This window comes from Paraburkholderia ginsengisoli NBRC 100965, from assembly GCF_000739735.1.
Lineage (GTDB): Bacteria > Pseudomonadota > Gammaproteobacteria > Burkholderiales > Burkholderiaceae > Paraburkholderia > Paraburkholderia ginsengisoli.
In genome coordinates this window covers 545,136-557,087 of the sequence record NZ_BBJF01000003.1, presented here as the reverse complement: position 1 = coordinate 557,087, position 11,952 = coordinate 545,136, and the positions used below count along the sequence as shown (strand labels likewise).

Below are 11,952 nucleotides of genomic sequence, written 5' to 3'. Positions count from 1 at the left end.
GCAAAGGCGGGCAGGACTGATAGCCAAACCAGAGGACTCAGGGTAATCACATGCTAAAAGTTACAAAGGCGGTATTTCCGGTAGCAGGTCTCGGCACCCGGTTCCTCCCTGCCACGAAGGCGAGCCCGAAAGAGATGCTGCCGATCGTCGACAAGCCGCTGATTCAATACGCGGTCGAAGAAGCGATGGCGGCCGGCATTACGGAAATGATCTTCGTCACGGGCCGCAGCAAGCGCGCTATTGAAGATCACTTCGACAAGTCCTATGAGATCGAAGCCGAGCTGGAAGCGCGCGGCAAGGACAAATTGCTGGAACTCGTGCGCAGCATCAAGCCGAGCCATGTCGACTGCTTCTACGTGCGTCAGGCGGAAGCGTTGGGCCTCGGCCACGCGGTGCTGTGCGCGGAAAAGCTGGTCGGCGACAACCCGTTCGCCGTGATTCTCGCGGACGACTTGCTGTACGGCACGCCGCCCGTGATGACGCAGATGATCGAGGTGTTCGATCACTATCACAGCTCGGTGATCGGCGTCGAAGAAATCCCGGCGCAGGAAACCAAGTCGTACGGCATTGTCGACGGTAAGGAGTGGGAAGACTCGATCATCAAGATGTCGGGCATCGTCGAGAAGCCGGAGCCGAACGTGGCGCCGTCGAATCTCGGCGTGGTGGGCCGCTACGTGCTCAAGCCGCGCATCTTCGACCACCTTCGCTCGATCAAGCCGGGCGCGGGCGGCGAATTGCAACTGACGGACGCGATCCAGTCGCTGCTCGCCGACGAACAGGTGCTCGCGTACAAGTACCACGGCACGCGTTTCGATTGCGGCAGCAAGCTCGGTTACCTGAAGGCGACGGTCGAGTTCGCGCTGCGCCACCCGGAAGTGGCGGCGGATTTCGCGGAATATCTGCGCACCCGTTCGCCCGTTCTGGAAGGTTGAGCTGCGTTCGCGCCAGCCCCCGTTAGTCCCAACTAGCATCGAGCCGACGTAAAAAAGGCGCTGTGCCCCGCATTCGCGGGCACAGCGCCTTTTGTTTGACGCGTGCTTGCCGGTAATGGCGGCGTGGCCGCCCGTCAGCGGCGCTTCATCAGGAACGTGAAGACCTTGTCCTGGGCGGAGCTTTCGACGATCTCATTGCCGGTCTGCTTCGCGAACGCGGCGAAATCGCGCTGCGAGCCGGGATCGGTCGCGAGCACCTTGAGAATCTGGCCGCTTTCCATGTCGGCGAGCGCCTTCTTGGCGCGCAAGATGGGCAGCGGGCACATCAGCCCGCGCGCATCGACTTCTTTGTGAATCTGAATTTGCATCGACGATGACCTTCGGGGACAAGGCGTCGTGAGCGACGCCGGACAGAGGGTCAAATTCTACAGCAGGCCGCGCGTCGCCGCCCGAGCCGACACCGGCGCGTGGATTGCGACGCTACAGCGTTACCGCCTGCCCGCTTTCCAGCGACTGCCGCAACGCAATGCCGATGCGCGTTGCTTCGAGCGCGTCGGCCAAAGTCGCGCCCGCCTGCGCCGCTGCGTTTCCCGCTGAGTCCGCCCCGCCCTGCGCGACCGCGACGAACGCGCGCGCCTCGTGCAGAAACGCGTCTTCGAAACGATCGAAGAAGCTCGGCGTACATTCGTTGCGGATGCCGGTCGCGTCGTATATCTCGACGCGATTCGCTCGCGGGTTGCGGCCGATCGCGAGCGTGCCAGCCGTGCCGATCACCTCGCTATGTGTGTCGTTGCCGTGCGCCTGGGTGCGCGACGCGTAGAACATCGCCAGCTTGCCGTCCTCGAACTCGCAGATCGCCACGCCGTTGTCGACGTCGCCGAATTCGCGCAGCCCCTCGTGCAGCGCGACCGCGCCCGCCGCGAATACGCGTTTGGCGCGCGGCTTGCCGAGCAGCCAGCGCGCGATATCGATATCGTGCACGGTGCAATCGAGGAAGATGCCGCCCGACGTGCCCGCGAAGCGCACGAAGAAGCCGTCGGTGTCGTTGCGGTCAGTGGTCTGCGAGCGCACGAGGAACGGCCGCCCGATTTGCCCCGCCGCGATCCTGTCGAACGCATCCTTGTAGCTCGGATCGAAACGTCGCATGAAGCCGATGGTCGTCTGCAGATGCGGATAACGCGCGGCTTCGGTCAGCACGCGCTCGCACTCGGCGAGATCGAGCGACAACGGCTTCTCGCAGAACACATGCTTGCCGGCGCGCAACGCGTCGACAATCTGCTGCGCGTGCAGCGACGACGGCGTGACGAGCCACACCGCCTCCACGTCCGCGTCCGCGAGCAGGTCGGCGTAATCGCTGTACAGACGCGGCTCGGGCAGCGCGTCGCGAGCCCACTCGCGTTCGTCTTCCAGCGGACTGCACGCGGCCACGAGCGCTGCGCCCGGTACGCGATAGGCGAGATTCTCCGCGTGCCGCTTGCCGAGCCGACCGAGCCCGACCACGCCGACACGAAGCCGCTGCGTGGCCGCGCTCATCACGACGCCTCGCCGAGTTTGAGCGCGCGGCCTTCGCGCCACGAACGAGTCGCGGCGTCGGCGAGTTCTAGCGCTTTCAGGCCATCGGCGACGGTCGTGCGCACCGGCTTGCCGTGCGTGACCGCGTCGAAGAAATGCGCGATTTCAAGCGCGTACGCCGCGCGATAACGTTCGAGAAAAAACGCCTCGGGCACGTCGCTCGACACTTCGGTTTTCGAATAGGCGGTGACTTCGGTCGGCCGCACGTTGCCCGCCTGTAGCATGCCGGTGCTGCCGAGCACTTCGAAGCGCTGGTCGTAACCGTACGCGGCGCGGCGCGCAGTGTTGATCTGACAGAGGCGCCCGCGCTTCGTGCGGATCGTCACCGCGGTCGAATCGATGTCGCCCGCGTCGGCAATCGCCGGGTCGCTCAGACAACTGCCGGTGGCGTGCAACGTGTCGGCTTCGTCGTCGAGAATCCAGCGGAAGATGTCGAAGTCGTGAATCAGCATGTCCTTGAAGATGCCACCCGAGTGCTTGATGTACTCGACGGGCGGCGCGCCCGGATCGCGGCTCGTCACCACCAGCATTTCCGGCTCGCCGATCTCGCCCGCATCGATACGCGCCTTCAACGCGGAGAAGGTCGGGTCGAAGCGGCGCTGAAAGCCGATCATGCACACGACACCCGCGCGCCCCACGGCTTCCGCGCAAACCCGCGCGCGTTCCAGCGTCAGATCAACCGGCTTCTCGCAGAACACGTGCTTCTTCTGCGCGGCCGATTTGACGATCAGGTCCGCGTGCGTGTCCGTGCTCGAACAGATCACGGTCGCGCCGATCGACGCGTCGCCCATCGCGCCGTCGACATCCGCGACCTGCGCGCCATGCTCGGCGGCGAGCGCGGCGGCGGCCTCGCGATTCACGTCGACCACATACTTGAGCCGCACGCCAGGATGCCGCGCGAGATTGGCCGCGTGAATCTTGCCGATGCGCCCCGCACCGAACACCGCCACGTCGATCTTGTTTACCGCGTCAGTCATCGTATCCTCCTGTGTCTTTGGATTCTTCAACATTCAGTTCGAGCTTGTACGCGAGCGCGATGAACAATGCCTGGCACAAGCAGATCGTGCTGGTGAGCGAGCGGAACGCGAACGCGCTGCCCTCCTTCACATAGAGCTGCGTGCTCGCGTATCGCGACAGCGGAGATAGTTGGCTATCCGTAATAACCAGCGTCTTCGCCTGATGATGATGCGCGACGCGCAGACAGTACTGCGTTTCCTTGCCGTATGGCGCAAAGCTGATCGCGATCACCACGTCGCCCTTCTTCACGCTGCGAATCTGTTCGCGGTACATGCCGCCGAAACCGGACACCAGATGCACGCGCTTGGGCGTGTGCTGCAACGCGTAGACGATGTAGCTCGCCACCGGAAACGAGCGCCGCACGCCGATCACGTAGATGTTGTCGGCCTGCTGCAGCATCTTCACCGCGGCGTCGAACTGCTTGTCGTCGAGCCCCGCTTCGAGTTCTTCGAGACCGCCACGCGACGCCGCGATGAATTCGCGTGCGACCGCGCCGCCGGACAACGCACCCGGCTTCTCATCGATCAGCTTGCGAATGCGCTGCTGATAGCTCGGCGACGACGTGCCCTGCCCCGTGTAAGCCTGACGAAACACCGCCTGCAGATCGGAGAAGCCGGAAAAGCCGAAGCGCTGCGCAAAGCGCACCACCGCCGACGGATGCACGCCGCAACTCGCGGCGATGTCGCTGGTGCGGTCGACCATCACGCTCGAACGGTTCTGTTCGATATAGGTGGCCACGTTCTTCAACTGACGCGGCAGCGCGTCGTAGTTCTCCGCGATGCGCTGCATCAATTCTTCGACGCTCGGCAATGCTTCCGTGCTCTCTTCCGCCATGACTCTCTCTCAAGTGCTTTATTGCAGTGCGTCAGCCGCCCGCACGCCCCGCAGGACGGCCTTCCGACGCTGCCGATTATAGGCAGCCGCCCCATCAAATGGAACGTATTTTCCATTTTTATTTGTCATGAAATTTTCATTGCAACGCCTCGGAAGATGACCTACTCTTGGTCGTGAGCGATGGTGCTTCGGTGGACTTGCGCCGGCCAGCATGCGGATTGAAAGCCGCCCGCCAGACGCTCCCTCAATAACGACAGACCGAGAAAGGTGGAGACAATGAGACTTTGCAAGGGCAACGCGGCGCTCAGGGTTCTGGTGACGGCATTGACGTTGGCGACGGGATTCGGCGCGGCCTCGGCCGCCCGCGCAGCCGACGCCCACTTCGTGCTGATCAGCCACGCGCCGGATTCGGACTCGTGGTGGAACACCATCAAGAACGCGATCAAACAGGCCGACGAGGACTTCAACGTCGAGACCGACTATCGCAATCCGCCGAACGGCGACATCGCCGACATGGCGCGCCTCGTCGAACAGGCCGCCGCGCGCAACTACGACGGCGTGATCGTCACCATCGCCGATTTCGACGTGCTGAAAAGCGCGATCGGCAAAGTGACCGCGAAGAAGATTCCGCTCGTCACGATCAATTCCGGCACCGAGGAACAGAGCGCACAACTCGGCGCGATCATGCACGTGGGCCAACCCGAATACGTCGCCGGTAAAGCGGCCGGCGAAAAGGCCAAGGCCGCGGGCGTCAAGTCGTTCCTGTGCGTGAATCACATCGCCACCAACACCGTGTCGTTCGACCGTTGCCGCGGTTTCGCCGAAGCGCTCGGGGTCGATTACAAGACGTCGACGATCGACTCCGGCCAGGACCCGACCGAAATCCAGTCGAAGGTCAGTGCGTTCCTGCGCAATCACCCGAACACCGGCGCAATCCTGACGCTCGGACCGACCCCGGCGTCGGCCACGTTGAAAGCGGTTCAGCAGATGGGATTGGCGGGCAAGATCTACTTCGCGACCTTCGACTTCTCCGACGACATCGCGAAGGCGATCCAGGCCGGCACGATCCAGTTCGCAATCGATCAGCAGCCGTACCTGCAGGGCTATATCCCGGTCGCGGTGCTGGCGATCGTGAAGAAGGAGCACACCACCGACCCCGTGAAGATCCGCCAGATCCTCGAAGCGAATCCGAAGTTCAAGGCGCGGCTTGCCACTTACGGCCTCGCGCCGTCGTACGGGACGAAGAACATCCGTTCGGGCCCGGGCTTCATCACGAAGGAAAACATCGACAAGGTCATCAAGTACGCAGGCCAGTACCGCTGATTCTTTTGTAGCCAGTCCCACGCGCGGCGGGCCACGCTTCGAACGAAGCGAGCCGCCCGCCGTCCGCGCGCATTTCACCGGTTGCCGTTCTCGCACCGCATCCCCGCCTCGCCGGAGACGCAACCGGGCACCAAGGAGACATCATGGGTGTAGCCGGCAAACACTTCCCACCGCACGTCAAGACGAATGCCGCCGCGGCGCGCGAGAACCCCGCCCCGTCGCTACCGGATGCGGACGAACGCGTGCGCAAGGAATCGAAGTTCGGGCACTTGCTGAATCGCCCGGAATTTGCCGCGATTTCCGGCGCGGTGCTGGTGTTTCTCATCTTCGCCGTGGGCGCCGGCAACTCCGGCATGTTTAATCTCGACGGCGTGATGAACTGGTCGCAGGTGTCCGCGTATCTCGGCATCCTGTCGGTCGGCGCGTGTCTCTTGATGATCGCCGGCGAGTTCGATCTGTCGATCGGTTCGATGATCGGTTTCGCCGGGATGATGGTCGCGATTCCGTCGGTCTATTTTCATTGGCCGATTTCGCTCTCGATCCTGTTCGCGTTCGCCGGTTCGATGCTGCTCGGCGCGCTGAACGGCTACCTGGTGATGCGCACGCGCCTGCCGTCGTTCATCGTCACGCTCGCGTTCCTGTTCATCCTGCGCGGCCTCACGCTCGCGCTGTCGATCATGTTCGCCGATCGCACCATCGTCTCCGGTGTCGGCGATCTCGCGCAACAGGACTGGCTCGCGAACACGCTGTTCCATGGCGTCGCCTTTCACGGTCTGTTCACGATGCTCGCGCATCACGGCATCGGCACCATGCTCGACAACGGCCACGCGCTCGTGCCAGGGATTCCGAAAGTGATTCTGTGGTGGCTCGCGCTCGCGGCCGTCTGCGCGTTCGTGCTCGCGAAAACGCGCGCCGGCAACTGGATTCTCGCGGTGGGCGGCGACGCGAACGCGGCGAAGAACGTCGGTGTGCCGGTGCGTCGCGTGAAGATTTCGCTGTTCGTGCTGACCGCGTTCTGCTCGTGCCTGTTCGCGGTGCTGCAAGTGTGCGATATCGGCTCGGCGGCGGCCGACCGTGGCTTGCAGAAGGAATTCGAAGCGATCATTGCCGCGGTGATCGGCGGCACGTTGCTGACGGGCGGCTACGGCTCGGTGATCGGCGCGTGTTTCGGCGCGCTGATCTTCGGTGTGGTGCAAATCGGCATCACGTACACCAACATCAGTTCGGACTGGTTTCGCGTGTTCCTCGGCGTGATGCTGCTGATCGCCGTGCTGTTCAATCACTATGTGCGCCGCCGCGTCGCGCAGTCGTAACGGGGAGACGAATATGTCAGACACGAATTCTTCAACTCCGGCGCCTAGCGCAGACGAAGCGATTGAAGCGCGCGATGCAAGCGACGGCGACGTGATCCTCGCACTCGAAAACGTCAGCAAGTACTTCGGCAAGGTCATCGCTCTAAGCGGCGTGACCTTGCGCCTGAAACGCGGCGAAGTGCATTGCCTGCTCGGCGACAACGGCGCGGGCAAGTCGACGCTGATCAAGACGCTCGCCGGCGTGCATCAGCCCTCCTCCGGACAATATCTGGTGGACGGCCAGCCGGTGCTGTTCGAGTCGCCGAAAGATGCGCTCGATCTCGGCATCGCCACCGTCTATCAGGATCTGGCGCTAGTGCCGCTGCTGTCGGTCGCGCGCAACTTCTTCATGGGACGCGAGCCGCAAAAGAAACTGTTCGGGTTCCTGAAGGTGATGGACCTCGAAACCAGCGCGGCGACCGCGCGCGACAAACTCGCCGAAATGGGCATCAATGTGCGCGACCCGCATCAGCCGATCGGTACGATGTCCGGCGGCGAGCGGCAATGTCTCGCGATTGCGCGGGCGATTCACTTCGGCGCGCGCGTGCTGATACTCGACGAACCGACCGCCGCGCTCGGCGTGAAGCAGAGCTTCAACGTGCTGAAGCTGATTCACAAGGCGCGCGCCAAAGGCATCTCGGTGATCTTCATCACGCACAACGTGCACCACGCGTATCCGATCGGCGATTCGTTCACGCTGCTCAATCGCGGCCGCTCGCTCGGCACGTTCACGAAGGACACTATCAGCAAGGACGAAGTGCTCGACATGATGGCCGGCGGCGCCGAGATGCAGAAAATGATCGGCGAACTCGAAGGCGCGACGATCTGATCGATTCGCGCGGCTCGTCCGGCGCTTGCAGCGCCTCGCGGCAAGCGCGCTCAGCTATTCAGGGATACTCATGGATCACTCCAGCACATCCGGCGGCACCGCGCCGCCTTCGGCCACCAGCACGGCGGGCAGCGGACGTTTCGCGCCGGGTCGCCGCCGCGACATCGTGTGTCTCGGCCGCCTCGCCGTCGATCTATACGCGCAGCAGGTCGGCGCGCGGCTCGAAGACGTGTCGAGCTTCGCGAAGTATCTCGGTGGGTCGTCGGCGAATATCGCGTTCGGCTGCGCGCGGCTCGGGCTCGCGGCGGCGATGCTCGCGCGCGTGGGCAACGATCACATGGGGCGCTTTCTCACTGAAACGCTGACGAAGGAAGGTTGCGACGTCAGCCACGTGCGCATCGACCGCGACCGCCTGACCGCGCTCGTGCTGCTCGGCCTGAAAGACCGCGATACGTTCCCGCTGATTTTCTACCGCGAAAACTGCGCGGACATGGCGGTGGACGAAACGGATTTCGACGAGGCGTTCATCGCGTCGTCGAAGGCGCTGCTGATCACCGGCACGCACTTCTCCACCGAACAGGTCAACCGAGCGAGCCGCCGCGCGCTCGACTACGCGCGCCGCAACCAGGTGCGCACGGTGCTCGACATCGATTACCGACCCGTGCTGTGGGGGCTCACGGGCAAAGCGGATGGCGAGACACGCTTCGTCGCGAGCGAAGGCGTCAGCGCGCATTTGCAAAGCATCCTGCCGCTGTTCGATCTGGTGATCGGCACCGAGGAAGAGTTTCGCATCGCCGGTGGCAGGAGCGAACTGGTCGACGCGCTCGCGATGGTCCGCGCCGTGACCTCCGCGACGCTGGTGTTGAAACGCGGGCCGCTGGGCTGCCAGATCATCGACGGCGCGGTCCCCGCTTCGCTCGACGAGTTGCCGCTTCAGGGCGGCGTCGAAGTCGAAGTGCTGAACGTGCTCGGCGCGGGCGACGCGTTCGCTTCCGGCTTTCTCTCGGGATGGCTGCGCGATCAGCCGCTCGAAGCGTGCGCGCGCGCCGCGAATGCGAGCGGCGCGCTGGTCGTGTCGCGGCACGGCTGCGCGCCGGCGATGCCGACGCCGGCCGAACTCGATTACTTCCTGCGCGAGGCCAAAGCCGATCCGCAACGGATGCGCCGCCCCGATCGCGACGCGACACTGGCACGTCTGCATCGCGTGTCGCCGGCTCGCAAACAGTGGCGCGAAGTGCTCGGTTTCGCGTTCGATCATCGCAACCAGTTCTTCGAACTCGCGCAGCAGACCGGCGCTGACGAAGCTCGCATCGCGCGGCTCAAGGGCTTATTCGTCGACGCCGTTGCACAGACCGAAAGCGCGTTGGGCTTGCAGGATCGCATCGGCGTGCTGATCGACGACCGTTACGGCCAGGACGCGTTGAATGCGGCCACCGGGCGCGGCTGGTGGATCGGCCGTCCGGTTGAATTGCCGGGCTCGGTGCCGCTGGTGTTCGATCATGGCCGTTCGATCGGCACGTCGCTGATCGCATGGCCGCAAGAGCATGTCGTCAAATGCCTCGTGCAATTTCATCCCGACGAACCCATCGAGCAACGTCTCGAGCAGGAAGCGCAGTTGCGCGCGCTCTACGATGCCACGCAGGCGAGCGGCCATGAACTGCTGCTCGAAGTGATTCCGCCGAAGCACGCGCATCTGCCGCAAGCGCCGGATACCGTGTACCGCGCGTTGAAGCGCCTGTACAACATCGGCCTCTACCCTGAGTGGTGGAAGCTCGAACCGATGGACGCCGCGCAATGGCAGGCCGTCGACGCGCTGATCGCCGAGCGCGACCCGTATTGCCGGGGCGTGGTGCTGCTCGGTTTGTCGGCGGGTGTCGAGCAGTTGAACGAAGGCTTTCGCGCGGCCGCGCAGTCGGCCACGTGCCGCGGCTTCACGGTGGGCCGCACGATTTTCCACGAGCCGAGCCACGCGTGGCTCGCCGGTGAAATCGGCGACGACGAGTTGATCGCGCGCGTGCGCCATACCTTCGAAACATTGATCGCGTCATGGCGTGCGGCGCGCGGCGCGAGTGACACGCCGGCGAGCACGGCGAGTCGGGTTCATCAGGAGCAGGCGGCATGAACGAGCGCGTACTGCATCACGACGCGGCGTCCGCCAACGACGCCACCCACACGCACACGCCGGCAGGCAGCACCGTGCGGCTGACGACCGCCCAGGCGCTGGTGCGCTATCTCGCGGCACAACGCGTGGCGCGCGAAGACGGCAACGGCACCGAGCCGCTCTTCGGCGGCGTGTTCGCGATCTTCGGGCACGGCAATGTCGCGGGCATCGGCGAAGCGCTGTATCAGCATCGCGATGCGCTGCCCACGCTGCGCGCCCACAATGAACAGGCGATGGCGCACAGCGCGATCGCGTACGCGAAAGCGCATTTCCGCCGCCGCATGATGGCGGTCACGACGTCGATCGGACCGGGCGCCACCAATCTGCTGACGGCGGCAGCGCTCGCGCATGTGAACCGTCTGCCGGTGCTGTTGCTGCCCGGCGATATCTTCGTGTCGCGCGAGCCCGACCCTGTGTTGCAGCAGGTCGAGGATTTCAACGACGGCGGCGTCTCCGCCAACGACGCGTTCAAACCCGTATCGCGCTACTTCGACCGCATCGTGCATCCCGCGCAATTGCTGAGCGCGTTGCCGCGCGCGCTGCGCGTGCTGACCGACGCGGCGATGTGCGGGCCGGTCACGCTCGCATTGCCGCAGGACGTGCAGGCGCAGGCCTGGGATTTCCCCGCCGCGTTCTTCGCGCCGCGCGTCGTGCGCTTTCCTGCGCCCGCGCCGCGCATCGACGAAATCGACGCCGCGTGCACGCGTTTGCGGCATGCGAAGCGTCCGCTGATCGTCGCGGGCGGCGGCGTGCTGTACAGCCACGCGGCCGAAGCGTTGCACCGCTTCGCGAGCACGCATGGCATCCCGGTTGCGGAAACGCAGGCCGGCAAAAGCTCGCTCGCGTGGAACGATCCGTTGAATGCGGGCGCGTTGGGCGTGACCGGCTCGCCCGCCGCGAACGCGCTCGCGCACGACGCCGACTGCGTGCTGGCAATCGGCACGCGGCTGCAGGACTTCACCACCGGCTCGAACACGCTGTTCACGCAGGCCGACGTGATCGCAATCAATGCGAACGCGTTCGACGGCCTCAAGCATCGCGCGATGGTGGTCGAGGCCGATGCGCGGCTCGCGCTCGAAGCGCTCGCCGAACCCTTGCAGGGATGGCACGCGGAACGCACGTGGACTGCGCGCGCGCACAAGCTCGCGGCCGGCTGGCGCGACACGGTGACGACGCTCACGCATGCGCCGCAACGCGACGCGGTGCTGCCTTACGAGGGCGACGTGATCGGCGCGGTCCAGCGTTCGAGCGCGCGCTCCGCGATGGACGACATCGTCGTGTGCGCGGCCGGCACGCTGCCCGCCGAATTACATAAACTGTGGCGGGCCGGCAAACCGGGCGCGTATCACGTCGAGTACGGTTATTCGTGCATGGGCTACGAGATCGCCGGCGGACTCGGCGTGAAACTCGCGCGGCCCGAGCGCGACGTGATCGTGATCATCGGCGATGGCAGCTATCTGATGATGAACAGCGAGATCGCGACCTCGGTGATGCTCGGCGCGAAGCTGATTATCGTGGTGCTCGACAATCGCGGCTTCGGCTGCATCAACCGCTTGCAACAGGCATGCGGCGGCGCGCCGTTCAACAACCTGCTCGAGAACTGCGTGCAAGGCCCGCTCGGCGCACCGCGCATCGACTTCGCCGCGCATGCGCGAGCACTCGGGGCGCAAGCCGAGCACGCCGCCAACATCGCCGAACTCGAAGCCGCGCTGCAACGCGCGCGCGCGGCGGATCGCACCTACGTGGTCAGCATCGACACCGACCCCGCCCGCACCACCGACGACGGCGGCTGGTGGTGGGAAGTCGCCGTGCCCGAAGTCTCGTCGCGCGACACGGTGCGCGACGCGCGCGCGAAATACGACGCGCAGCTCGCCGCGCGCGCCGACCCGCCCGCCGCCGATGAACGCACCGACCACGAATGAGGACGCTCGC

10 protein-coding genes are annotated in these 11,952 nt (G+C 64.8%); 6 read left to right on the top strand and 4 right to left on the bottom strand.

The window, feature by feature from the left end; genetic code table 11:
* The first annotated feature begins 50 nt into the window (after positions 1–50).
* Positions 51–932, top strand: coding sequence for a UTP--glucose-1-phosphate uridylyltransferase GalU (gene galU / locus BGI01S_RS03595; protein ID WP_042322281.1), 882 nt, complete (start codon positions 51–53; stop codon positions 930–932).
* Between the two features lie 134 nt (positions 933–1,066).
* On the opposite strand, the gene BGI01S_RS03590 is transcribed toward galU, so the two are convergent.
* From BGI01S_RS03590 to BGI01S_RS03575, 4 genes are all read right to left on the bottom strand, one after another.
* Positions 1,067–1,294 carry a sulfurtransferase TusA family protein gene (locus BGI01S_RS03590; protein WP_041746333.1) on the bottom strand — a complete coding sequence of 76 codons (228 nt, stop codon included), beginning with the start codon at positions 1,292–1,294 and terminating at the stop codon, positions 1,067–1,069.
* 118 nt (positions 1,295–1,412) lie between these two features.
* Entirely contained in the window at positions 1,413–2,465 is a 1,053-nt protein-coding gene (locus BGI01S_RS03585) for a Gfo/Idh/MocA family oxidoreductase (protein ID WP_042322278.1), read from the bottom strand.
* Positions 2,465–3,481 carry an inositol 2-dehydrogenase gene (iolG, locus tag BGI01S_RS03580; protein WP_042322275.1) on the bottom strand — a complete coding sequence of 339 codons (1,017 nt, stop codon included), beginning with the start codon at positions 3,479–3,481 and terminating at the stop codon, positions 2,465–2,467. The genes BGI01S_RS03585 and iolG overlap by 1 nt, the downstream gene beginning before the upstream one ends.
* Positions 3,474–4,355 carry a MurR/RpiR family transcriptional regulator gene (locus BGI01S_RS03575; RefSeq protein WP_042322272.1) on the bottom strand — a complete coding sequence of 294 codons (882 nt, stop codon included), beginning with the start codon at positions 4,353–4,355 and terminating at the stop codon, positions 3,474–3,476. Before BGI01S_RS03575 ends, iolG begins: the two co-directional genes overlap by 8 nt.
* A 276-nt stretch (positions 4,356–4,631) precedes the next feature.
* Between BGI01S_RS03575 and BGI01S_RS03570 the strand changes: the two genes are divergently transcribed.
* The 5 genes from BGI01S_RS03570 to iolD all read left to right on the top strand — a co-directional run bounded on the left by BGI01S_RS03570 (position 4,632) and on the right by iolD (position 11,942).
* Entirely contained in the window at positions 4,632–5,678 is a 1,047-nt protein-coding gene (locus BGI01S_RS03570) for a sugar ABC transporter substrate-binding protein (RefSeq protein WP_042322270.1), read from the top strand.
* A 143-nt stretch (positions 5,679–5,821) separates the two neighbouring features.
* Complete coding sequence (locus tag BGI01S_RS03565) at positions 5,822–6,991, top strand: ABC transporter permease (protein ID WP_042322266.1); 1,170 nt, start codon at positions 5,822–5,824, stop codon at positions 6,989–6,991.
* A 13-nt stretch (positions 6,992–7,004) separates the two neighbouring features.
* Positions 7,005–7,859, top strand: a complete 855-nt coding sequence (locus BGI01S_RS03560) for an ATP-binding cassette domain-containing protein (protein WP_232624340.1) — start codon at positions 7,005–7,007, stop codon at positions 7,857–7,859.
* A gap of 70 nt (positions 7,860–7,929) precedes the next feature.
* Complete coding sequence (locus BGI01S_RS03555; protein WP_042322263.1) at positions 7,930–9,981, top strand: bifunctional 5-dehydro-2-deoxygluconokinase/5-dehydro-2-deoxyphosphogluconate aldolase; 2,052 nt, start codon at positions 7,930–7,932, stop codon at positions 9,979–9,981.
* Positions 9,978–11,942 carry a 3D-(3,5/4)-trihydroxycyclohexane-1,2-dione acylhydrolase (decyclizing) gene (gene iolD / locus BGI01S_RS03550; protein ID WP_042322261.1) on the top strand — a complete coding sequence of 655 codons (1,965 nt, stop codon included), beginning with the start codon at positions 9,978–9,980 and terminating at the stop codon, positions 11,940–11,942. Before BGI01S_RS03555 ends, iolD begins: the two co-directional genes overlap by 4 nt.
* The last annotated feature ends 10 nt before the right edge of the window (positions 11,943–11,952 follow it).

What these genes read in the sequence shown, in the direction of transcription:
- galU (WP_042322281.1), top strand. Translation starts at nt 51, where the DNA reads ATGCTAAAAGTTACAAAGGCGGTATTTCCGGTAGCAGGTCTCGGCACC.
- BGI01S_RS03585 (WP_042322278.1), bottom strand. Translation starts at nt 2,465, where the DNA reads ATGAGCGCGGCCACGCAGCGGCTTCGTGTCGGCGTGGTCGGGCTCGGT.
- iolG (WP_042322275.1), bottom strand. Translation starts at nt 3,481, where the DNA reads ATGACTGACGCGGTAAACAAGATCGACGTGGCGGTGTTCGGTGCGGGG.
- BGI01S_RS03575 (WP_042322272.1), bottom strand. Translation starts at nt 4,355, where the DNA reads ATGGCGGAAGAGAGCACGGAAGCATTGCCGAGCGTCGAAGAATTGATG.
- BGI01S_RS03570 (WP_042322270.1), top strand. Translation starts at nt 4,632, where the DNA reads ATGAGACTTTGCAAGGGCAACGCGGCGCTCAGGGTTCTGGTGACGGCA.
- BGI01S_RS03565 (WP_042322266.1), top strand. Translation starts at nt 5,822, where the DNA reads ATGGGTGTAGCCGGCAAACACTTCCCACCGCACGTCAAGACGAATGCC.
- BGI01S_RS03560 (WP_232624340.1), top strand. Translation starts at nt 7,005, where the DNA reads ATGTCAGACACGAATTCTTCAACTCCGGCGCCTAGCGCAGACGAAGCG.
- BGI01S_RS03555 (WP_042322263.1), top strand. Translation starts at nt 7,930, where the DNA reads ATGGATCACTCCAGCACATCCGGCGGCACCGCGCCGCCTTCGGCCACC.
- iolD (WP_042322261.1), top strand. Translation starts at nt 9,978, where the DNA reads ATGAACGAGCGCGTACTGCATCACGACGCGGCGTCCGCCAACGACGCC.